We start from the raw sequence: 21,801 nt of genomic DNA, 5'->3' as shown, positions 1-21,801 counted from the left end.
GGGTTATTACCATGGCTTCTGAGAAGATTACTGCCATCATCGAGTCCGTTAAGGGCCTGACCGTTCTGGAGCTGAAAGAGCTGATCGACGCTTACTGCGAGGAGTTCGGCGTTTCTGCTGTTGCTGCTGCTGCTCCCGCTGCTGCTGGCGCTGCTGCTGCCGCTGAGGAAGAGAAGACCGAGTTCGACGTTATCCTGGCTGAGGCTGGCGCTACCAAGATGCAGGTCATCAAGCTGGTCAAGGAGATCACCGGTCTGGGCCTGAAGGAAGCAAAGGCTATCGTTGACGGCGCTCCCAAGGCTGTCAAGGAGAAGGCTTCCAAGGCTGAGGCTGAGGACATCAAGAAGAAGCTGGAAGAGGCTGGCGCTAAGGTCGAGATCAAGTAATTTGATCCCTTCTGAACGTTCTTTCTTGAATTCTTATTCTTGAAACAAAAGGCACTCTCGCTGAAAGGCGAGGGTGCCTTTTTGGCTGTGCGCCCGCAGCAGGGCAAAAAGCTCCCGGAGCAGTGGCACTGAATGCCGCACCGCTCCGGGAGCTTTGGTTTTGCTTCGTTTATTCGTAGTCGATGGGCAGGGTGGGCAGACCGTTCAGATCAAGGCCCGCCGTGTGGCCCGCCATGTACTGGTAGTAGCCCTGCGCCGCGATCATTGCGCCGTTGTCGCCGCAGAATTTCAGCTCCGGCAGATAGACCTTGGCCCCCAGTTTCTGGGCACCATCGTTCACCAGCTGACGCAGGCGGCCATTGGCGGCCACACCGCCCGCCAGACAGACCTGCTTGGCCCCGGTGTCGGCAGCAGCCAGCAGCAGCTTTTCGGCCAGAATGCCCGCAATGCGCTCCTGAAAGCTTGCCGCCAGATCAGGCACGTTGATCTCCTCGTTCTTCATCTGGGCCTTGTTTACCTCGTTCAGCACGGCGGTTTTCAGGCCGGAGAAGCTGACGTTGTACTTGCCGTCCACATGGGGTACCGGCAGGCGGTAGGCCTTGGGGTCGCCTGTTTTGGCGGCATTTGCCACGCTGGGGCCGCCGGGATAGGGCAGACCCAGGGTGCGGGCAACCTTGTCAAAGGCTTCGCCGGCGGCATCGTCCACGGTGTGGCCCAGAATGTGGTAGTGGGTGTAGTCCTGCACCTCCACGATATGGCTGTGGCCGCCGGATGCCACCAGACAGAGGAAGGGCGGCTTGAGCTCCGGGTGGGTCAGGTAGAGGGCCGCAATGTGGCCCCGCAGGTGATGCACCGGAACCAGCGGCTTGTTGGCAGAATAGGCCAGCCCCTTGGCAAAGTTCACGCCCACCAGCACCGCGCCAATCAGGCCCGGCGCAAAGGTGACAGCCACCGCGTCCACATCGTCCATGGTCTTGCCTGCGTCCAGCAGAGCCTTTTTGACCGTGGCGCTGATGAACTCGCAGTGGCGGCGGCTGGCGATCTCAGGGACCACGCCGCCATAAAGAGCCTGCTCCTTGACGCTGGTGGAGATGACGTTGCTCAACAGGCGGCGGCCATCCTCCACAAGGGATGCGGCGGTCTCGTCGCAGGTGGATTCGATTCCTAAAACGATCATAGTTCAGTGGGCCTCCAGCCAGTTTTTGCCAGTATGCACATCGGTGCTCAGGGGCACCGCGTAGTGCACGCAGCCTTCCATTTCCTCCCGCAGGATCTGCGCGGCCTTTTCGGCCTCCGCCTCCGGGGCTTCCACGATCAGTTCATCGTGGACCGTCAGGATCAGGCGGCTTTCCATCTTTTCGTCCCGCAGCCGCCGCCAGACACGCACCATGGCCAGCTTGATGACATCAGCAGCCGTGCCCTGAATGGGGGTGTTGCGGGCCATCCGCTCGCCGCTGGCCCGGATGTTGTGGTTGTTGCTGTTCAGCTCCGGCAGGGCGCGGCGGCGGCCGAACAGGGTGGAAACGTAGCCGCACTGGCGGGCATCCGCAATGGTCTTTTCCATATAACCGTCGATATTGGGGAAGGTGGCCAGATAGGTCTGCAGGAAGGCCTCTGCTTCCTTGACGCTCACGCCGATGTCCTTGGAAAGGCTGTAAGCGCCCTTGCCGTACATGATGCCAAAGTTGATGGCCTTGGCGCTGGAGCGCAGGCGGGGCGTGACATCCTCAGGCCGGATATTGTAGATCTTGGCTGCGGTGCTGCGGTGGATGTCGGCACCGGAGAGGAAAGCCTCCTGCATGTGCGCATCGCCGGTGACATGGGCCAGGATGCGCAGTTCGATCTGGCTGTAATCGGCATCCACCAGCACGCAGCCGGGCTTTGCCACAAAGTAGGCGCGGAGCTTGCTGCCCATCTCGGTGCGGATGGGGATGTTCTGCAGGTTGGGATTGTCAGAGGAGAGCCGCCCGGTGCGGGCCTCGGTCTGGTTGAAACGGGTGTGGATGCGGCCGTCCTCGCCGATGACCTTGAGCAGACCCTCCACATAGGTGGAGTTCAGCTTCTGGCAGGCACGGTACTGGAGAATGTCCTCCACCAGCGGGATGTCCCGCAGCTTTTCCAGTGTCTCGGCATCGGTGGACCAGCCGTTCTTCGTCTTTTTGCCATGGGGCAGGCCCATGGTATCAAAGAGCAGGGTGCCCAGCTGTTTGGGGCTGTTGGGGTTGAAATCGGAGGTGCCTGCCTCCATCTCGATGCGGGTCAGCACCTGGTCCAGCTCCTGCCGCAGCTGCACGCCGAAGGCTTCGATGCCCTCACGGTCTACAAGGATACCGGTGCGGGTCATATCGGCCAACACCTGTGCCAGCGGGAACTCAATGTTGTTGTAGAGCTCGTCCTCGCCGTTTTCGGTGATCTCCGCCTTCATTCTGGCGAAGAGGTCTGCCAGGAAACCGGCATCGGGGTACTCCTCACAGGAGAACGCCGATTTTGCATGGTAGCTGGTGGCAAGGGTGGTGAGCAGATAGTGGGAAGCGGAAGCATCCAGCAGGTAGGCGGCCAGCTTGCCATCCCAGACGATGCTGCTGCCCCAGCTGCCTGCGGCCATGGCTCTGGCGTAGAGGGGGGCGGAATCAAACACGTCCAGCGTTACCTTGGGGTCGTCCAGCAGGGAGACCAGCTCCTCCTCGGAGAGGGGATACACGGTGGTGTCCTGCACAGCGTACCAGGCCTCCGGCTGCACGACCGCGCTCTTTTTGCCCAGAACGGCGGGGCGTGCGGCCACCAGATAGTGGCCGGAAGGCTCTGCGGGCAGGGACGCAATGGCTGCGTCCACCTCCGGCAGGGTATCGGGGTCCTGTTCCGGAACGATGCCGTCCAGCCCGAACCGGGTGATGAGGGTCTGGATCTCCAGCTCCTGCATCAGACGGACAGCGGCGGGCTTGTTGCCCTCGGTCACCTTGTAGGCCCCTTCCGCTGTGTCGATGGGAGCATCGGTGCGGATGGTGCCCAGCGTGTGGCTGAGGTAAGCATCCTCCCGGCAGGCCAGCAGGTTTTCCCGCTGACGGGGCTTGATGATCGGGCTGTCCAGATGGTCGTACACGCTGTCCAGGGTGCCGAAGTTCTTGACCAGGGTCATGGCGGTCTTTTCGCCGATGCCCTTCACGCCCGGAATGTTGTCGGAGGTGTCGCCCATCAGGCTCTTCACCTCGATGAGCTGCTTGGGCTCGATGCCGTACTTTTCGTGGATGGCATCCAGATCCATGGTCTCCGTTTTGCTGCGGCCCATGGCGCTGGTGGCCAGCAGCACGGTGGTGGTCTCGCTCACCAGCTGCAGGCTGTCGCGGTCTCCCGTGGCCAGAAAGCAGTCGTCCCTGCGGGCCTCGCAGGCAGCGGCCAGCGTGCCCAGAATGTCGTCGGCCTCCCAGCCCTTTGCCGATACCTGACGGTAGCCCAGGTCGGTGAGCAGTTCTTTCAGGATGGGCATCTGCTGGGCCAGCTCGTCCGGCATGGCGTGGCGGGTGCCCTTGTAGCCGTCATACATTTCGTGGCGGAAGGTGGGGTGCTTCAGATCGAAAGCAACGGCCACCTCGTCGGGCTCACACTCCCGGAGCAGGGAATTCATAATATTCAAAAAGCCGAAGATGGCATTGGTATAGCGGCCGTCCTTGGTGGTCAGCAGCTTGATGCCGTAAAAGGCACGGTTGGCAATGCTGTTGCCGTCAATGACCAGTAAACGCATAGTCAGTCTCCTCCATTGCATTATAACTCAATTTATAGTATAACACAAAATGGGGACCAGCGGGGGATTTTTGCAGAAAAAACAAAAATGCCCTCCCGTGTTGGGAAGGCAGGTGAAGGTGTTACTCCGAGATGGTGATGGCGCTCACCGGGCAGGCCTGTGCGGCTTCCACGGCGGTGGGTACGGTGTCGGGCGGCAGCTCGCCCGGCACAGCGACGGCCAGGATACCTGTCATCTGGAACACCTCGGGGCAGATCCCGGTGCACTGGGTGCAGCCGATGCAGAGATCGGGGTCAACGAATGCTTTCATGGGAAGTTCCTCTCTTTCTGAAATGGCCCGCCCTTCGTTCAATCTCAGGGGCGGCTTGTGATAAAGCAAGTATGGACGGAAAGAAGATGAATTATCCCTAGGTTTTTTCCGGCAGATATGATACAATAGAGCACACAGGATCCAGGAGGAAAAACGATGAACATTCAGATCTTTGGCACCAGCAAGTGCTTTGATACCAAAAAGGCCCAGCGCTATTTCAAGGAGCGGGGCATCAAGTTCCAGATGATCGACCTGAAGGAAAAAGAGATGAGCCGGGGCGAGTTTGAGAACGTGGCCCGCGCGCTGGGCGGCTGGGAGCAGCTGGTGAACCCGACGGCAAAGGATAAGCAGACGCTGGCCCTGCTGGATGCACTGGTGGATTGGCAGAAGGAGGACAAGCTGTTCGAGAATCAGCAGCTCTTCAAAACGCCCATCGTGCGCAACGGCAAAAAGGCCACCGTGGGCTACCAGCCTGAGATCTGGAAAACGTGGGAATAAATCGCGCTTTCACAAAAAATCCACGCCTCGGGTTTTGCACCGGCGGGCAGTTTGTGGTATACTGAAAGCTGGTATTTCCCCAAAAGATGACCTGATTTAGGAGACGATAACGATATGAAGACCTATATGACCCCGGAAGAACACGCCCGGCTCCACCGCCGCCGCGCCCGGCAGACCCTTGGCCTGCTGATCGCCGTGCTGGCGCTGGTGGGCATTGTAACGGTCGTGCGGGCCGGTGTGAAGGGTGTGGCCACCCTGTTTGACGACACCCAGCAGAAAGCGGAATATGAGGACCGGCTGGAAGGACTGGTCCTGTTTGACCCGCTGCCCTTTGACGGCATCGAGAACATCGATGACCTGACCCTGCGCGAAGCCGCCGTCTGGGGCTGCGTGTACAGCATCCAGGAGACCCAGGGAAGCTTTGATAACTACAACACGGACCCCGACACCGAACAGCTGCTGCTGCCCTCGGTGGATGTGGATGCCTATCTGGCAAAGCTGGTGGGCCCCAGCTTCAAGCTGACCCACAAGAGCTTTGAGATGGACGACATGACTGTCGAGTTCGATGAGACAACCCAGTGCTATAAGATCCCCGTCACCGGCAGCGTGGGCACTTTCCGCGCTACCGTCACCAGACTGTTCAAGAAGGACGGCCTGCTCCACGTTACCGTGGGCTATATCCCCACCCAGAGCAGTGATGACAGCATCCTGAACACCTCGTCCGACACGCCCACCAAGTATATGGATTACCTGTTCAGCCGCCAGAGCGGCAGCTGGTACCTGACCGGCCTGACCGACAGCGAGACCAAGCCCGAATCTGCCGACAGTGCAGTCTCTGCCGCGGAGCCTGCCCCGCTGGCCGAGAGTGAGGTCAACGATGCCATCCTTGCAACCGCAGGCGATTCTGCCGCCGCCAGCGCCGTTGCTGAGGAGGCTGCCCCGGTGGAAGAGGCGGCGGAGAGCACCCCGGCTGAGAGTACCGAGGCTTCCTCTGAGAGCCCGGCGGCATAACCGAAAACCGAAATCTGACAGAACACCCCTGTACGGAATGTGTGAAGCATTCCACGCAGGGGTGTTTTTGTTTCCTGATTACTTCAGATCAAACCTGACCACGACCAGACGATACCACAGGTAGGGCACCATGTTCCAAATCATCCACAGCTCCATGAGGATATAGTTGGGCAGGTCCTTCAGGCGGAAGGGGCGCTTGCCGAGCCGTCCCTCTTTGAGCAGGGCAAAGGCTTCGTGCATTCCCTTGTCCCAGGCTTCGCCAAAGCCCTGCTTGTGGAACTTGTAGCATTTGAGCAGATAGCCCAGCGCCAGCGGAAGAAAGTTCAGGATGAGCATGAGCAGCGGCTCGTTCTTGAGGGGGAGCAGGATGCTGTTCCGGCCGCTCTGCTGGCTCTTGAAGGCGTTGTACTTCACCGCGCCGGTGCTGGCACCGCAGATGTGGTAGCATTTTGCGGTGGGGCAGAGGACACACTTGTAACCTGCGTTGTTGGCGCGCCAGCTCAGGTCCACATCCTCAAAGTAGGCGAAGAAGTTCTCGTCAAAGGTGCCGATCTCCTCCAGAATGCTCTTGCGGTAGAGCGCCGCGCCGCCGCAGGCCGAGAAGATGCGCTTCTGTTTGGTGTAGCGGCTGGCCCGGCGGCCGTCGCCGGTCTTGCAGGCAAAGCCCATCCAGGTGACGTAATCACCGGCATCGTCGGCCAGCTCCCGTTCAAAGTGGCGGAGCATCAGGCTCTGCACGGCAAAAATTTTGGGATCGGTCTCGGCGGTGCGGATGAGCTCGGCCAGCCAGTTCGGCTCGGCAAAGGCATCGTTGTTGAACATGACCACATACTCGCCCTTGGCCCGGGCAATGCCCTGATTCACGGCGTGGGAGAAGCCGGTGTTGGTGCCGTTTTCGATCAGGGTGAAGTTGGGGCGGCCGCAGTAGCTGCGGGCCTGCTCCAGACTTTCATCGGTGGAACCGTTGTCCACGATGATGAGCTCAAAATCCTGCTCTGTCTGGGCATAGACCGACTCGATGGAGTCCTTGAGCCAGCCTTTGCCGTTGATGTTGGGGATAACGATGGTTGCTTTCATATATAAATGCTCCTGAAAATTCAACTTCAGGGCAGATTATACCATAATTGCGTTGAAAAAGAAACCGGCAGTTGGGAAGAAAAGCGGAAAGCACAATGAAAAACTTTTCCGGACTTTTGTAGCAAATAACCAACCACTTCACTGCACGGTTGTGCAATCTGCCCTTGAATTGTGACCAAAGCGTGTAAATATTGAGAAAATGGCTGCAAAAGTGTTTACAAAAGAGTAACAGGATGATATACTTTACACCAGTGAATGAAACGCTCTTTTGTGAAGAAAGGATACTGACGTGGAAACAGCCAAGCACTTTGGAAGCAAACTTCGGAAAACTCTCGCTGCCCTGCTTGCAACGATGGCCCTGATGGCCGTGCTGCTCCCCGGGGCACTGGCCGTGGACCTGAACGTTGATGTTGGGTTCTACTTCAAACAGAGCCGGGGTGGAACCTGCACCCTGGCCTCTGCCGCAATGATGCTTCGCCGCCGGGCCTATCTGGACGGGATGGACAGCTGGGTGGATGTGACCGAAAACGGCATCAAGAGCACGGCCTGGTCGGGTGGGCTCTCCCACAGCTTTACATACAACGATATGCATGTGGGTTATGCGACCCTGCCCTCGGGCAAGGCGGCCAAGACGGAAGCGCTGGTCTCCATTCTGGCAGAGCATCCGGAGGGCATCGTGCTGTACGACCGCACCAGACCCCATGCCGTGCTCCTGACGGACTACACCGACGGCGTGTTCTACTGTTCCGATCCTTCCAACGGGGTTGCCTCCGGCCGTGTGCCGCTGTCTGCCGCCAGCATCTCCATTGGCGGCGCGTCCTGCTACTGGTACATCACCGAGGATGGCAATGACGATGGTCTGGAGCTTCTGGAAGAGGCTGTGCAGGCGGAGGAAGCCGCCGCGGAAACTGAGACTGCGGCAGAGACTGAAGCCGCTGCTGGCGAGGAAAGCAGCAGTCAGGATTGGTGGACGAGCCTGTTTGGCTGAATATTGATCTTCTGGGCAGCTGGCCGTTGGGTCAGCTGCCTTTTTTGTTAGCATCCTCACCCTCTCAGGCCGCTTCGCGTCCAGCTCTCCCAAAGGGAGAGCTTTTGACAAAACCGCAAACCTTGCATTTACTGCCAAGGCCTCCCACTTTGGGGGAGGTGGCATCGCGTAAGCGATGACGGAGAGGGTGAGCCCGTTCACCTCCGCAGCTCTGTCCCCGGGAAATAGTGCGCCAGAATTTCTTCCGCGCTCTGTCCCTGCTCGGCCAGCGCCTTGGCACCCCACTGGCTCAGCCCCACACCGTGGCCATAGCCCTTGGTGGTGAAGAGAAAGCTGCCCTCCTGATACTGTACCGTGAAGCAGGCGCTCCGCAGGCCAAGCGCCTTGCGCAGGGCCGGGCCAGTGACGCTCTGCCCGCAGACAGGCAGGGAGGCTACATAGCCCGAAGGGGTGAGCGCGGCCTCTCCGAACCAGCTGGCAGGTGCGGCAGGGTCAGGGAGCAGGCCCAGCCCGGTGAGAGTCTGCTGCATCTGTTCGGTGGTGAATTGGACGGTATAAAGGTAGTTGTCCGCATTGAGGTCGGTGGAGCTGTCCACGGCCACAAGATAGGGAAGGGCAGTGCCCCAGACGTTTTCGCTGGCTTCAGTCATGCCGTTGGAGATGGCAAAGTAGCTTGTCCCGGCGGGGGCGCTGCCATAGTAGAGCACATCGGTCATCACACTGTCCACCAGCGCCGAGAGGCGGGCATAGTTCTCCTCATAGGCGGTGCCCCAGTAGCTGCGGAGGACTGCATCTGTTAAGTATCCCTGCCGCCGGACGGGATCCACGCTCAGCCAGCCGGAAGCCGGTTCGGCGGCATGGTCGCGGCAGTAGAGGGCATAGCTGTGGGCCGCGATGGCCTGCGCCTTGAGCGCCTCGTCCGGCCAGCTGATGGGCATTTCCGCCGCCACGGCACCGATCAGATAGTCCCGCCGGGGTACCGAGACTACGGCCCCGGCGCTCTGGTCGGCCAGCAGAAAGCTCTCGCTGTCCTGATCGGAGGGCGGCACGGCGGCGCTGTCCGGGGCGGTTTCCGAAGCCGCAGTGCCCGGCAGGGGAGCGGAAGAAGCCCCCTGTGCCGGGCCGAACACCGCCAGTGTCAGCCGGTAACCGGCGATCGGCAGGAGTGTGCCCAGCACCAGCAGCAGGGCGCAGAGGAGAAAGAATGTCTTTTTCATCGTAGTTTTCCCTCCCGGACAGGCATTTTTCTGGGCCCAGTGTACCAGCCCGGCAGGGTGAAAAAGCGCACATTTCATCCAAGACTTGAATTTACTTCACAAAAGCGCTATCATAAGGGTGTGCCATCATGGTGGATGGCAGGAAAGTATATAAGAGAGAAATAAGAGAAAGGGGAATTCGCGCATGAACTATACCCATGCAGAAGTAGCGTCGCTGGACTCGCAGACCATGCGGACGCTGTGTGAAGAGTATCTGGCAAACAACTACATCGACCCGGAGACGAGTGAGCGTCTCGGTGTCAAGCGCGGCCTGCGCAACCCGGATGGCACCGGTGTGCTGGCAGGCCTGACCAATGTCTGTGACGTTGTGGGCTACAAAAAGGATCAGGAGGGGCATGTCATTCCCATTCCGGGCCGTCTGATCTACCGCGGTGTGGACATCAACGAGATCGTGAATGAGGCCTACCGCAACGACCGCTTTGTGTTTGAAGAGGTCATCTGGCTGCTGCTGTTCGGCAGCTTGCCCACCCAGGAGCAGCTGGACGATTTCTGTGAGCTGCTGGCAGAGCACCGCGCCCTGCCCGATGGCTTTATGGATACCATGAATGCTCCTTCGCCCAATATTATGAACAAGATGCAGCGGTGCGTGCTGGGCTTGTATTCCTACGACGAGCACGCCGAGGACCTGACGCTGGAGAATATCCTGAACCAGAGCATCAACCTGATCGCCAGTATGCCCACCATGATGGTGAACGCTTACCAGATGAAGCGCCGCTATTATGACAAGCAGAGCATGTTCTTCCACATGCCAAAGCCCGGCCAGAGCACGGCGGAGCACATCCTGAGCACCTACCGCCCGGACCAGAAGTTTACCCACGAGGAAGCCAAGCTGCTGGATATGTGTCTGCTGGTCCACGCCGACCACGGCGGCGGCAACTGCTCCACCTTCACCGCCCGTGTGCTGTCCTCCTCGGGCACCGACACCTACTCGGCCATTGCAGCCGCCATTGGCGCGCTGAAGGGCCCCAAGCACGGCGGTGCCAACCTGATGGTCAACCGCCAGCTGCAGGATATCCTCAAGCATGTGGAGCACCCAGAGGATGACGACGAGGTGCGCGAGTATCTGCGCCGCATCCTGCGCAAGCAGGCGGGCGACGGCTCCGGCCTGATCTACGGTATGGGCCATGCGGTCTATACCATGAGCGATCCCCGTGAGGTCATCCTGAAGGAGCGCGCCAAGCACCTGGCCTACGAGAAGGGCTTTGAGGAAGAGTACAACATGCTGTGCAGCATCGAGCGGCTGGCTCCCGATATCTTTGCCGAGGAAAAGGGCAGCAGCAAGCCGGTGTGCGCCAATGTGGACCTGTTCAGCGGCCTGATCTACAACATGCTGGGCATCTCTGAGGATATCTACACCCCGCTGTTCGCCATTGCCCGTGTGCCGGGTTGGTGCGCACACCGGGTAGAGGAAGTCATTTTTGCCAACCGGATCATCCGGCCCGCCTATAAATATCTGGGCGTGCGCCAGAAATATAAACCGATCGAGGAACGCTGATGAACGCTTTATTTGTGCTGATTTTCACCTGTGGTGGTGCCCTTGCCATTGGGCGCGGGCTTGATCTTGCCTTGTGGACGGACTGGAACACCGGCCTGTGCACGGCGGGCTCTGTCTGGCTGCGGTACGGCAGCCTGTGGGCGGCGCTGGTCGTTGGCATCATCGCAGCCCGGAAGCTGGCCCGCCAGCCCCTTGTTTTGCGCAGTGCGTGCAGGCCGGTGGGAGTTACATCGGTGCTGGGCGGCGTGTGTGTCGGCCTGGCCGGTGCGGTGCGTCTGGCAGTGGGCATGACCGGCGTTGGCGCGCTGGTGCGTGCCGTGCTGGAGCTGGTGTGCGCTGTCTGGCTGATCCGACTGGGCCGCAGCTGGACGCATAAGGGAAAATACCGTCTGCCCGGCCGGAGCATGACTCCGGCGGTGCTTGGCACGGCGGTGTTCTACTGGGGGGTGCTGAGCCGCTTTATGGAGAACAGCTCCAGCTGGCACCGGGTGGAGCCGACTGCCATGGTCTGGCAGATGCTGGCTGCGCTGGTGTTTCTTTCGGCGATGATCCGCGCCCTTTGGCTGCCGGAAACGTCCAACGGCTGCCAGCTGTGCGAGGCCGGGATCTGCACGTTCCTGCTCTGCTTCTGCTGGGAGCTGCCCCGGGTGCTGGTGCTGCTGTTCCACGGCATCACGGCGGCTGACCTGCCCGAGGTGCTGTTTGGCTTTGGCATGTGCTGCATCGGCGCGCTGGGGCTTTTCACTGTGGCGCGGGTGGCAGGAAGTGACGGAAGGCCTGCAATACCCCGACACGCCGTTGGTTGAATTGCTGAAAAGATTCCCATAAAAGCTGTGAAAATCGTTCAAAAACAAAAAAGTGTGAAATTACCTTGTTAATTTTTTGGCGGGCACTTGAAGGTTTCCGCAATTTGGTCTATAATAAAGCTACCGTGATTATTATCCGATAAAAGGGTAAGAACATTTAGGAGGTACTATTAACATGGCTGTTAGAGTTGCTATCAATGGTTTTGGTCGTATTGGCCGTCTGGCTTTCCGTCAGATGTTTGATGCTGAGGGTTACGAGGTCGTTGCAATCAACGATCTGACCAGCCCCAAGATGCTGGCTCACCTGCTGAAGTACGATACCGCTCAGGGTTCCTTCTGCGGCAAGATCGGCGAAGCCAAGCACACTGTCGAGGCTACCGAGGATTCCATCATCGTCGACGGCAAGGAGATCAAGATCTACGCTGTTAAGGACGCAAAGGATGCTCCCTGGGGCGAGCTGAACGTTGATGTCGTTCTGGAGTGCACCGGCTTCTACACCAGCAAGGAGAAGAGCATGGCTCACATCCAGGCTGGCGCAAAGAAGGTCGTTATCTCTGCTCCCGCAGGCAACGACCTGAAGACCATCGTCTTCTCCGTCAACGAGAAGACCCTGACCGCTGAGGATCAGGTCATCTCTGCTGCTTCCTGCACCACCAACTGCCTGGCTCCCATGGCTGACACCCTGAACAAGACCTACCCCATCGTTTCCGGCATCATGACCACTGTTCATGCTTACACCGGCGACCAGATGATCCTGGATGGTCCTCAGCGCAAGGGCGACCTGCGCCGTGCTCGTGCTGGCGCACAGAACATCGTTCCCAACAGCACCGGCGCTGCTAAGGCTATCGGCCTGGTCATTCCCGAGCTGAACGGCAAGCTGATCGGCTCTGCTCAGCGTGTGCCCGTTCCCACCGGTTCTACCACCATCCTGGTTGCCGTTGTCAAGGGCAAGGATGTCACCAAGGAGTCCATCAATGCTGCTATGAAGGCTGCTACCTCTGAGTCCTTCGGCTACAACGAGGATCCGATCGTTTCTTCCGATGTCATCGGCATGCGTTACGGCTCTCTGTTCGACGCTACCCAGACCATGGTCGCTAAGATCGACGACGACACCTATCAGGTTCAGGTCGTGTCCTGGTACGACAACGAGAACTCCTACACCTCTCAGATGGTCCGTACCATTAAGTACTTCGCTGAGAACTGCTGATTGCGTTCTTGCGCTCAAAAGTGCTTGAGGTGTCGTGCTGAGTAACAGCTTGTGTTGACCTTTCTGGTACGAACATGCTGCGATTGGTACGACAACAGGATATTGAGTTCAACACCCTTCCTTTTGCGGGTTTCCGTGAGAGGAAGGGTGTTTTTTTATGTGTTTGAAGGATCTCCGCGATGAATTTCTGTATTATATTACTATTCGACACCGGGATGCGCTGCAATGAGATGATCCTGATGGAGCCGGAAGACATCAAACCGGACTATATTCTGGTCAAGCATGGCAAGGGCAGCAAGGAACGTGTGGTGCCAAAGTCGCCTGCGTTGTCCAAGCAGCTGATGAAGTATCGTACCCTACGGGATGCCTATTTAAAGGAATATCCCAGTCGCCACAAGAACCTGTTTCTCAGCAAGAACGGGAAGCCTTTGACGGATGAAGCAGTTGCCCGGATGCTGAAACATTAAAATCTATCAACAGAAGGCCTCTGCCTTTCACAGAAATGTGATGGGCAGGGGCCTTTTTGCGTTAAGAAGAAGGTTGCTCAAAAAAGAAAAAAGTATCCTTCACATGGAAAATGGAGGATACCGTTCCTTTGACATCGTTGTCTATAATCTCATCTTATTTTATCATGGTTATATCTGGGATTCAATAGAAATCATCATAAATGTATCACATTTGACCCTGAAAAAACATCGCGAAGGCCGGATTGTTTTTGTGTCATGCCCAGTTTTGTATAATAATTCCAGCTGTAAACGAAGATTGAGAAAATAAGGGGTCAGATGAGGGTCTAAACAGCAGGAGGAAACAGCGATGGCGCGACGGGGAGAAAACATTCGCAAGCGTAAGGACGGTCGGTGGGAAGGCAGGTACATCAAGGCGCGCACACCGGAGGGGAAGATCCAGTGGGGTTACGTTTACGGAACGGCCTATGCGGAGGTCAAACGGGTACTAATCCAGAGAAAAGCGGAGGCGGGGTTCTACAACCTGAATCAAACCGGCCTAACCTTTGAAGTACTGTCCGAGGTGTGGCTGTGCTCCCTGAAAAACGCTATAAAAGAATCCACCTATGCGCATTATTCGTACACGCTGCACAAATATCTTCTTCCGGTTTTGAGCAAGGTGCCCGTTGCATCCCTTGAGGAAAGCTTTCTGGAACAGGCCATGCAGCAAATCATCACGCCCACAGATGCGGCACACAAGCCACTGGGAAACTCCTCCGCCCGGGAATGCCTCTCGATGCTGCGACGTATCTGCAAATATGCCGCTCATTTACGTTTGATTCGTCCAATGGAGCTGGAAGTTGCGCTGCCAAAAGCCATCGACAAAATTTCTACGCCTCTCTCCCCGGCGGAACAGCAGCGACTTCATCAATATGTACAGGCGAACCCCACGCCTCGCAAAATCGGCTTACTACTGGGGCTGGAATTGGGGCTTCGAATTGGTGAGATCTGCGGCCTGCAATGGGGCGATTTTGACCTGAAACTCGGCACGCTGAACATCAATCGGACGGTCTGCCGAATTTCCTGTGGAAACGGTCATACAAAGGTAGTCATTCAAACGCCTAAAACCCGCACCTCCCGCCGGGAAATTCCAATCCCGAAACAGCTGCTTATTATGCTGAAAAAGCTGCGCGGAAGTGCCAGCAATGCTGCATGGTTCCTGTCCGGCAGCGAGTCCAAGCCAACCGAACCCCGCTGCTATCGGAAAAGCATCAAAGCGTATCTGAAGCAGGCGACTGTCCGTCAAGTGCGCCCGCACGCGCTGCGCCACACCTTTGCTACCACCTGTCTGCAGGCTGGGTGCGATGTAAAGACCCTCAGCGAATTGTTGGGACACGCCAACGCCAACATCACCTTGCAGCGCTATGTGCACTCTGACCTGACCCGAAAGCGCAGGGAGATGAACCGAATATTCTCCCATCAGGTGTCAATGAGGAGTAGGAAAACGCAAAGTCTAATGGAATAACGTTATATTTCGCTCATGGCCCTCAATTTTCCATGTGAAGGATACTCCTTTATTGCGGAAAGGGGTGAATATGGTGGCACTGTGTCTGTTTGAGCACAACGAGAAAGCATATCATGCGGCAGTCCGGATGATGGAGCAGTATGGCAAGGCCGCCATTGTTCATCCCACTGGCACCGGAAAGAGCTACATTGCGTTTAAGTTGATCGAGGATAACCCGGAGAAGGTCGTGATCTGGCTTTCTCCCAGTGAATATATCTTCAAGACACAGCTGGAGAGCCTGAAAAGGAACGACTCGGACTTTCCGCTGGCGAACGTCCATTTTTACACCTATGCGAAGCTGATGTGCTGTACCGAAGGCCGGCTTGCAGAAATCGCAGGACTTCAGCCCTCTTATATCATATTGGACGAATTCCACCGTGCCGGCGCGGAATGCTGGGGCGAAAGCACGGTGGCTTTGTTAAAGTTATGTCCGGAGGCAAAACTGCTGGGCTTAACAGCGACAAACATCCGATATCTGGATAATAACCGCGACATGGCCGAAGAGCTTTTTGATGGCCGTGTTGCGAGCGACATGACCCTTGGCGAAGCAATCGTCAGGGGTATTTTGCCTGCTCCAAACTATGTAACAACGGTCTACCAATATCAGAAAGACTTGGCACGTTATCAGACAAGAGTGGATAATCTGCATTCTCCCGGCATTCAGGATGTGAATCAAAAATATCTGGATGCCCTGCGCCGGGCGCTGGAACAGGCGGATGGATTAGATAAGGTTTTCGCTCATCATATCACGAACAAGTCTGGAAAGTACATCGTGTTCTGCGCCAACAAGGAGCACATGGACGAAATGATCTCTCATGTGCCGGAGTGGTTTGCAAAGGTGAATGCGGAAGTGGCGGTCTACGAAGCCTACTCGGATGACCCCGGTACAGACAAGGCTTTTGCCGACTTCAAGGCCAATGAAAGTGACCGCCTGAAGCTGCTGTTTTGCATCGACATGCTGAACGAGGGCGTTCATGTAGAAGGCATTTCAGGTGTCATCCTGTTCCGGCCCACCATTTCACCCATCATCTACAAGCAGCAGATTGGACGCGCTTTGACCGCTGGGGAAAATTCTACGCCGCTTATCCTTGATGTAGTCAACAACTTCGAGGGTCTATGCAGCATTGCGGGATTGCAGGGCGAGATGCAGGAGGCGGTCCATCGGCTCTATGCCAACGGTGAGGGCGATAGGATCGTCACCGAACGGTTTGAAGTTGTCGAGCAGGTGCATGACTGCCGGGTGCTGTTTGAGCGGCTGCAAGCAAGCTTGTCCTCTAGTTGGGACCATTATTTTTCGGAAGCAAGCATTTACTATGCGGAGCATGGCAGCCTGAATATTCCAAAGCGTTATACCACACCGGCGGGATTGAGCCTTGGCGAATGGCTGACGACCCAGCGCCGTGTTCGTGCGGGACAGATTCCGGGGAACTTGACCGAACAGCAAATAGCACGGCTGGACAGCATCGGGATGGAGTGGGGCAACCGCAACGATGCCGCATGGGAACGTGGTCTGGAAGAAGCGAGAAAATTTCGGGAACAGTTTGGGAATTTGCAGGTCCCGGCGAAATACAAAACGAAAGATGACTATCCTCTGGGAAAGTGGATCAACAATGCGCGGAAACGCCGAAACGATGGAAAACTGATAGAAGAACGCATCCGACAGTTGAATCAGTTGGGGATGGCGTGGAAGGTATTTGATGTCCGATGGGAACAGGGGTATGCACTTGCGGCAGTCTATGCGCAGGAGTATGGAAATCTGGATGTTCCACGAGATTATAAAACAGCAGATGGAAAAACGCTTGGCCGCTGGATTCAAAATCAAGAACTAGCCTATGAGCAGAAAAAGTTGTCTGCGGATCAGATCAAACGACTGGAAACCATAGGAATGCAGTGGGGCAGTCGCTATGACCGACAGTGGAATGAGGTTTATCAGGCAGCGAAACGATATTTTGAGGCAAATGGAAACCTTGACATTCCGGTGGCATATATTTCGCCGGAGGGCTATGCTCTTGGAAAATGGGTGCGGCGGCAGCAGTATGCATATCGGAATCCGGAGAAGAGCAATGCAATCTTATCACACGAGCGCATTGAGTTGCTGGATGCCATCGGAATGCAGTGGGAGAAACCTGACCCGTGGCAGCACCGGTACGAGCTGGCGCAGGAGTATAAAAGATGCCATGGAAATCTGGATATTTCAGCAAAATACAAGACTGCGGATGGCATTTGGCTTGGCCGGTGGATATACAACCAGAAGCGGTTGCTGCAAGACGAGTCGGAAAAGTTAAGTAAAAAACAAAAAGAACAACTAAAGGAGTTATTGGGGTATTATGTCAAAATTTCAGCATGATGTGATGTTGAAGATCGTAAAAATCATCGATTTGGTAATGATCACAATTCCGTTTGCACTTTGTTGGGAATTGTACTATTCATATCAGGTCTATGCAAAGTTTGGCTGGAAGGGCAATTGGGCCATGATCGGTCTATTTGCGGTACTGTTCTTCCTGCTGGGAAAAGTTTACGATGCGTTCTGGATGTCTTTGCAGCGCATTTCGGAATTGATTTATGGGCAGGTGCTGGCAGCCATGGCAACCGATGGCATTCTGTACATTGTCATCTGCCTGATGGCCCGGCGGCTCTGCAATCTTCTGCCGGGCATCGCAGCGATTGCCGGACAGATTCTGATGGCCTCAATCTGGGCGAAGTTGGCGCATGGATGGTACTTTAATACATTCCAGGCCCAGCCGACTGCAGTCGTTTATGATGTTCGTCATGGATTGGAAAAGCTCATCAATGAGTACGGTCTTTCAAAAAAATACGATGTCAAGATGACATTGAACGTGGAAGAATGCCTGAACGACCTGAGCCTACTGGATGGAATGCAGAGCGTGTTCATCAGCGGTGTTCACAGCCATGAGCGCAATATCATCCTGAAATACTGTGTGGGACAGGGCATCAATGTGTTTGTGATCCCTCGTGTGGGCGATGTGATTATGAGCGGTGCCCAGCCGATGCATATGTTCCATCTGCCCATGCTGCGTGTGGGCCGCTACATGGCAAGCCCGGAGTTCTTGTTTGTCAAGCGTGCCATGGATATTGTGATCTCGCTGGTGGCACTGGTTATCCTGAGCCCGGTGTTTCTGATTACGGCTATTGCAGTCAAATCCGATGGTGGTCCTGCTTTTTATAAGCAGGTTCGCCTGACCAAAGACGGTAAGCAGTTCGAGATTTTGAAGTTCCGATCCATGCGTGTGGATGCCGAAAAAGACGGTGTGGCGCGTCTTTCCACTGGTGACAAGGACGAACGTATCACGAAGGTCGGTCATATCATCCGCGCCTGCCGTCTGGATGAACTTCCTCAGCTTTTAAATATCCTCCGGGGAGACTTGTCCATTGTGGGGCCCCGCCCGGAACGCCCTGAGATCGCCGCCCAGTATTGCGAGGAGATGCCAGAGTTTGCGTTGCGGCTTCAAGCAAAGGCTGGCTTGACCGGTTATGCACAGGTGTACGGTAAATATAATACCACGCCCTACGATAAGTTGCAGATGGATTTGATGTATATTGCACATCCCAGCCTGATCGAGGATCTGAAAATCATGCTGGCGACGGTGAAGATTTTGTTCATGCCGGAGAGCACCGAGGGCGTGGCAGAAGGCGCAACTACGGCGATGGGGCAGGAGACGGAAGAATGATGCAGAATTACAGTGTCTTGATGTCCGTTTATTATAAGGAAAAGCCAGAATACCTCGAGCAAGCAATTGAAAGTGTTCAATCACAGTCGTTCCCAACTGATGATTTCATACTGGTATGTGACGGACCATTGAATGATGCGCTGGACAAGGTAATTGCCAAAAAGCAGCAAGAGATGGGGATAACTTTAAATGTCGTTCGCCTTGCTAAGAACGGTGGACTTGGCAATGCACTGAATGAGGGCATCAAGCACTGTAAAAATGAGCTGGTTGCTCGGATGGATAGCGATGATATTGCATATCCGAATCGCTGTGAAAAACAGATGGCGGTATTCAACGCACATCCTGAAGTAAGTATCTGCTCCGGCATCGTGGAGGAATTTACTACTGATCCGAGCACTGTTGATGCGATGCGAGTACCACCGGAGTCGAATGCGGAAATTGTGGAGTTTGCAAAGAAACGCTGCCCATTTAACCATCCGTGTGTGATGTATAAAAAATCAGCAGTCGAGGCGGTAGGCTCTTATCAGGATTTTTATCTGCTGGAAGATTATTATCTCTGGCTTCGGATGCTGATGGTGGGGTATCAGGGTTATAACATTCAGGAGCCGCTGCTCCATATGAGGGCCGGCTCGGAAATGTATAGACGACGTGCGGGTTGGAAGTATGCAAAGACGCAGGCAAGGCTGTTTAAGTTTATGAAGAACCAAGGCTTTATTGGCGAAGGGCAGTACATAAAGAGCTGTGTGATTCGTAGCGGATCAGCGTTGGCTCCAAATTGGCTGCGGAAGTTTATGTTTGAGAAAGTATTGAGGAAGTAAAGCGAACATGAAAATTGCAATTTTGATTCAATATCATAAAAATCCGAAACAGATCAATCTTCTTCTGGAGAGGTTGAATCACCCGGATATTGATTGCTAACCTAATATCGATAAGAAAGCTAACGTTTCCGATAATGTCGTTTACAGAGAAAATGATTGCGTTGCCAGATGAACAGCATGTTTCGGTGAAGCTAGCACAGAGTGTGCAGGCTACTGCAACCCTAAACCTTTTGAACACTGTCCTCTATAGTGGATTATGACTATTGCGGTTGAGTATTGGACAGGATTGATCTCTTTACTTAGCTGATGCGATTATAGAAAATATTTGAGAAAGTTAAGAAGATTTTTGTCCATTATTGGAATAGCTGGAATCATGGTACACATAGGCAAAACAATTTAAAATCAAATTTGTTTCCGCACTGATTTATTGAAAGAAAAGTGTGACAAAAGGTTATCAAGAAAGAGCGGGATGCGCTGACAGGTGGCTGCAACAGAACATGGAAAGTGATTGCAAGCTTACAAGGCGAAAAGTTGATATGAACATTGATAATAGTTTATTGAGGTGTGAAATAGTTGTATGATTTATAAAGATACACCCATAGATGTGACAGTTTTGATGTCCACATATAACGGAGACAGGTTTCTGAGAGAACAGTTGGATAGCATTTTTTCTCAGGAAAAAGTTCATGTGAGACTTATTGTAAGAGATGATGGCTCATCAGACAGAACACTTGATATATTGAGAGAATATCAAGCCGCTCATAGTGATATGCTGATTATATCCGATGGGAATAATATGCGAGCGTGTGCATCGTTCCTATATTTAATTCGTACTTATACTGAAGGATCATATTTTGCATTATCCGATCAAGATGATGTATGGGATACTAACAAGCTGATCTCTGGCATTCAAGCCATTCGAAATGAAGAAAAGAGGATGCCGAATATACCAATCCTATACTATTCTAATCTGAGAATCGTAAATGAAGATAATGAGTTCTCAAGAATATCTCATACGTCTCCGCACATTTCAAATAATAAATATGCTGCTTTGATAGAAAATTTGGCAACAGGATGCACAATAGTGTATAACCAAAAGCTGGCAAAAATGGCACAACTGGTAAAACCGATGGAGTATTCAATGCATGACGTATGGTTATATAGAGTGGCTAGCCTTTTTGGCAAAACGATATATGATTTTGAACCACGCATTAATTATCGGCAACATACAGGGAACGTCGTCGGAGCATCTTTGAGAAGACTAGGACTTGGTAAAATAAAAAATGAATTATTTTGGATATTTGATAGAACAAAGAATAGTTGGTATACAGACATTCAAATACTATATAGACAATTTAATGGTGTAATGAGTGAAGAAGACAGGAGTATCTCTCTTGAAATATTAGAATCTAGCAGAAATATGAAGACGAGATGGTGCGTGATGACAGATAAACGGCTTAAATCAAATAGCATATATCGAAATATCAAGTTTATGATAAAGGTATTATTTGGAAATGAATAAAAAGATAAGAGTAGCCTTAGTTTTTTGGGTGTACTGTGCAATACTCATTACGTTTAATGAGTTTATTGGGCTGTTTGTATCAAAAGCATTTATGCGTGTTGGCTATATATTTCTGATGGTGCTATTCTTCGGAACAACACTGGATAGATACAATTTTAAAGTGAAATTATCCAAAACTGACTGGATAGTTTTGACATATATTGCGTATACGTTTTTTAGGGGCTTATTACAACTAGTGAGTGGAAATGCTATAATCGGGACCGTCATGACGTGGGGGCAAAACTGGATTCCCGTATGTTCCTATTTTATAGCACGTGATTTGAAGGATACGGAAAGAAAAACTATTGAGTATTTATTTGTCTTGTTGTCAGCAATTAGTGTGACCATGGGCTTTCTTAACACCAAAATTAATTTTCTCCCAAAAGAGGGAGCGTTTGCTGGAGGCCTATACGCTGATACTGGAAATGGCTCGCTACAATTAAGAGGATACTCAATGGCAGGAATTGCATTGATAACCGGCTTTATCTGTGGATATTCATTGTGCCTTCTTTTAAATCTTAAAATAGAGAAGAAACAAAAAATAGCACTAATTGTTGTTAATTTGTTTGGATGTCTTAATTCTTTATCTCGAGGTGCAGTAGCTTTTGTGGTGATTGCAGCTGGAATATATTTACTTATCTTAATGCCTCGGAAGAAAAAGTATATCCTAAAAAGGAAAGTAATCGATATTGTGATGATATCGCTGATAGGAATTGCATTTATAGCAATGAAAATTGACGAAATAACAAGTTCGAAGTTTTTTGGTAGATTTTTCACGGCAGGCATATCAAGAACAGAAGGCAGCAATTTCTATAGAACAGAATTTCAACATAATGCGTTTAATATGTTTATGCAGTCTCCTGTTTTCGGAAAAGGATATGGATTTACAGGATATCAAGCTATAAGTGCGGGTGTTGAAGGAACGATAAATA

General features: G+C 53.7%; 19 protein-coding genes. 14 read left to right on the top strand and 5 right to left on the bottom strand.

Going from position 1 to position 21,801, the window contains the following annotated elements; genetic code table 11:
* Nucleotides 1-11: 11 nt before the first annotated feature.
* Nucleotides 12-386, top strand: coding sequence for a 50S ribosomal protein L7/L12 (gene rplL, locus J3353_RS01155; protein WP_005931165.1), 375 nt, complete (start codon nt 12-14; stop codon nt 384-386).
* 169 nt (nt 387-555) lie between these two features.
* Here the strand turns inward: rplL and tsaD are convergent, their stop codons facing one another.
* The 3 genes from tsaD to J3353_RS01140 all read right to left on the bottom strand — a co-directional run bounded on the left by tsaD (nt 556) and on the right by J3353_RS01140 (nt 4,435).
* Nucleotides 556-1,563 carry a tRNA (adenosine(37)-N6)-threonylcarbamoyltransferase complex transferase subunit TsaD gene (gene tsaD, locus J3353_RS01150; RefSeq protein WP_005931163.1) on the bottom strand — a complete coding sequence of 336 codons (1,008 nt, stop codon included), beginning with the start codon at nt 1,561-1,563 and terminating at the stop codon, nt 556-558.
* 3 nt (nt 1,564-1,566) lie between these two features.
* Nucleotides 1,567-4,125, bottom strand: coding sequence for a DNA polymerase I (gene polA, locus J3353_RS01145; RefSeq protein ID WP_207683917.1), 2,559 nt, complete (start codon nt 4,123-4,125; stop codon nt 1,567-1,569).
* A 121-nt stretch (nt 4,126-4,246) separates the two neighbouring features.
* Nucleotides 4,247-4,435, bottom strand: coding sequence for a ferredoxin (locus J3353_RS01140; protein ID WP_005931159.1), 189 nt, complete (start codon nt 4,433-4,435; stop codon nt 4,247-4,249).
* A gap of 156 nt (nt 4,436-4,591) precedes the next feature.
* Here J3353_RS01140 and J3353_RS01135 point away from each other — a divergent pair, with 156 nt between their 5' ends.
* Nucleotides 4,592-4,933 carry an arsenate reductase family protein gene (locus J3353_RS01135; RefSeq protein ID WP_207683916.1) on the top strand — a complete coding sequence of 114 codons (342 nt, stop codon included), beginning with the start codon at nt 4,592-4,594 and terminating at the stop codon, nt 4,931-4,933.
* 114 nt (nt 4,934-5,047) lie between these two features.
* The gene (locus J3353_RS01130; protein WP_207683915.1) at nt 5,048-5,944 is read left to right on the top strand and encodes an Ice-structuring protein; all 897 of its coding nucleotides are present in this window, start codon (nt 5,048-5,050) and stop codon (nt 5,942-5,944) included.
* 78 nt (nt 5,945-6,022) lie between these two features.
* Here J3353_RS01130 and J3353_RS01125 read toward each other — a convergent pair whose 3' ends face one another.
* Nucleotides 6,023-7,021, bottom strand: a complete 999-nt coding sequence (locus J3353_RS01125; protein WP_154276689.1) for a glycosyltransferase family 2 protein — start codon at nt 7,019-7,021, stop codon at nt 6,023-6,025.
* A 289-nt stretch (nt 7,022-7,310) separates the two neighbouring features.
* Here J3353_RS01125 and J3353_RS01120 point away from each other — a divergent pair, with 289 nt between their 5' ends.
* Entirely contained in the window at nt 7,311-8,009 is a 699-nt protein-coding gene (locus J3353_RS01120) for a hypothetical protein (RefSeq protein ID WP_197037321.1), read from the top strand.
* Nucleotides 8,010-8,206: 197 nt separating this feature from the next.
* On the opposite strand, the gene J3353_RS01115 is transcribed toward J3353_RS01120, so the two are convergent.
* On the bottom strand, nt 8,207-9,226 hold the full coding sequence (locus J3353_RS01115) for a SpoIID/LytB domain-containing protein (RefSeq protein ID WP_207683914.1): 1,020 nt from the start codon (nt 9,224-9,226) through the stop codon (nt 8,207-8,209).
* Nucleotides 9,227-9,410: 184 nt separating this feature from the next.
* Here J3353_RS01115 and J3353_RS01110 point away from each other — a divergent pair, with 184 nt between their 5' ends.
* The 10 genes from J3353_RS01110 to J3353_RS01065 form a co-directional block, all read left to right on the top strand.
* A complete protein-coding gene (locus J3353_RS01110; RefSeq protein ID WP_156058427.1) occupies nt 9,411-10,781 on the top strand; it encodes a citrate synthase in 1,371 nt (456 codons plus the stop codon).
* Nucleotides 10,781-11,587 carry a hypothetical protein gene (locus tag J3353_RS01105; RefSeq protein WP_207683913.1) on the top strand — a complete coding sequence of 269 codons (807 nt, stop codon included), beginning with the start codon at nt 10,781-10,783 and terminating at the stop codon, nt 11,585-11,587. The genes J3353_RS01110 and J3353_RS01105 overlap by 1 nt, the downstream gene beginning before the upstream one ends.
* 175 nt (nt 11,588-11,762) lie before the next feature.
* Entirely contained in the window at nt 11,763-12,794 is a 1,032-nt protein-coding gene (gene gap / locus J3353_RS01100) for a type I glyceraldehyde-3-phosphate dehydrogenase (RefSeq protein ID WP_097770377.1), read from the top strand.
* Between the two features lie 179 nt (nt 12,795-12,973).
* The gene (locus tag J3353_RS01095) at nt 12,974-13,261 is read left to right on the top strand and encodes a tyrosine-type recombinase/integrase (RefSeq protein WP_207683912.1); all 288 of its coding nucleotides are present in this window, start codon (nt 12,974-12,976) and stop codon (nt 13,259-13,261) included.
* 346 nt (nt 13,262-13,607) lie between these two features.
* Complete coding sequence (locus tag J3353_RS01090; RefSeq protein ID WP_207683911.1) at nt 13,608-14,762, top strand: site-specific integrase; 1,155 nt, start codon at nt 13,608-13,610, stop codon at nt 14,760-14,762.
* A gap of 70 nt (nt 14,763-14,832) precedes the next feature.
* Complete coding sequence (locus J3353_RS01085) at nt 14,833-17,148, top strand: Helicase associated domain protein (RefSeq protein ID WP_255536229.1); 2,316 nt, start codon at nt 14,833-14,835, stop codon at nt 17,146-17,148.
* The gene (locus J3353_RS01080) at nt 17,129-18,490 is read left to right on the top strand and encodes a sugar transferase (RefSeq protein WP_207683909.1); all 1,362 of its coding nucleotides are present in this window, start codon (nt 17,129-17,131) and stop codon (nt 18,488-18,490) included. The genes J3353_RS01085 and J3353_RS01080 overlap by 20 nt, the downstream gene beginning before the upstream one ends.
* On the top strand, nt 18,487-19,308 hold the full coding sequence (locus J3353_RS01075) for a glycosyltransferase (protein WP_207683908.1): 822 nt from the start codon (nt 18,487-18,489) through the stop codon (nt 19,306-19,308). Before J3353_RS01080 ends, J3353_RS01075 begins: the two co-directional genes overlap by 4 nt.
* Before the next feature lie 577 nt (nt 19,309-19,885).
* Nucleotides 19,886-20,830 (top strand): glycosyltransferase family 2 protein, encoded by a 945-nt coding sequence (locus J3353_RS01070; RefSeq protein ID WP_207683907.1) that lies wholly within the window; start codon nt 19,886-19,888, stop codon nt 20,828-20,830.
* Nucleotides 20,823-21,801 (top strand): O-antigen ligase (locus J3353_RS01065; protein ID WP_207683906.1); only part of this gene is annotated, 979 nt, incomplete at its 3' end. The genes J3353_RS01070 and J3353_RS01065, both read left to right, overlap by 8 nt.

Origin of the sequence: Faecalibacterium sp. Marseille-Q4137, assembly GCF_017377535.1 — a bacterium.
Lineage (GTDB): Bacteria > Bacillota > Clostridia > Oscillospirales > Ruminococcaceae > Faecalibacterium > Faecalibacterium duncaniae.
The sequence above is the reverse complement of the archived record's forward strand: the minus strand, read 5'-3'. Positions and strand labels throughout refer to the sequence as shown.

Excerpts from the sequence above, each read along its gene's own strand:
- rplL (WP_005931165.1), top strand. The coding sequence starts at position 12 with ATGGCTTCTGAGAAGATTACTGCCATCATCGAGTCCGTTAAGGGCCTG.
- tsaD (WP_005931163.1), bottom strand. The coding sequence starts at position 1,563 with ATGATCGTTTTAGGAATCGAATCCACCTGCGACGAGACCGCCGCATCC.
- polA (WP_207683917.1), bottom strand. The coding sequence starts at position 4,125 with ATGCGTTTACTGGTCATTGACGGCAACAGCATTGCCAACCGTGCCTTT.
- J3353_RS01140 (WP_005931159.1), bottom strand. The coding sequence starts at position 4,435 with ATGAAAGCATTCGTTGACCCCGATCTCTGCATCGGCTGCACCCAGTGC.
- J3353_RS01135 (WP_207683916.1), top strand. The coding sequence starts at position 4,592 with ATGAACATTCAGATCTTTGGCACCAGCAAGTGCTTTGATACCAAAAAG.
- J3353_RS01130 (WP_207683915.1), top strand. The coding sequence starts at position 5,048 with ATGAAGACCTATATGACCCCGGAAGAACACGCCCGGCTCCACCGCCGC.
- J3353_RS01125 (WP_154276689.1), bottom strand. The coding sequence starts at position 7,021 with ATGAAAGCAACCATCGTTATCCCCAACATCAACGGCAAAGGCTGGCTC.
- J3353_RS01115 (WP_207683914.1), bottom strand. The coding sequence starts at position 9,226 with ATGAAAAAGACATTCTTTCTCCTCTGCGCCCTGCTGCTGGTGCTGGGC.
- J3353_RS01110 (WP_156058427.1), top strand. The coding sequence starts at position 9,411 with ATGAACTATACCCATGCAGAAGTAGCGTCGCTGGACTCGCAGACCATG.
- J3353_RS01105 (WP_207683913.1), top strand. The coding sequence starts at position 10,781 with ATGAACGCTTTATTTGTGCTGATTTTCACCTGTGGTGGTGCCCTTGCC.
- gap (WP_097770377.1), top strand. The coding sequence starts at position 11,763 with ATGGCTGTTAGAGTTGCTATCAATGGTTTTGGTCGTATTGGCCGTCTG.
- J3353_RS01095 (WP_207683912.1), top strand. The coding sequence starts at position 12,974 with ATGAATTTCTGTATTATATTACTATTCGACACCGGGATGCGCTGCAAT.
- J3353_RS01090 (WP_207683911.1), top strand. The coding sequence starts at position 13,608 with ATGGCGCGACGGGGAGAAAACATTCGCAAGCGTAAGGACGGTCGGTGG.
- J3353_RS01085 (WP_255536229.1), top strand. The coding sequence starts at position 14,833 with ATGGTGGCACTGTGTCTGTTTGAGCACAACGAGAAAGCATATCATGCG.
- J3353_RS01080 (WP_207683909.1), top strand. The coding sequence starts at position 17,129 with ATGTCAAAATTTCAGCATGATGTGATGTTGAAGATCGTAAAAATCATC.
- J3353_RS01075 (WP_207683908.1), top strand. The coding sequence starts at position 18,487 with ATGATGCAGAATTACAGTGTCTTGATGTCCGTTTATTATAAGGAAAAG.
- J3353_RS01070 (WP_207683907.1), top strand. The coding sequence starts at position 19,886 with ATGATTTATAAAGATACACCCATAGATGTGACAGTTTTGATGTCCACA.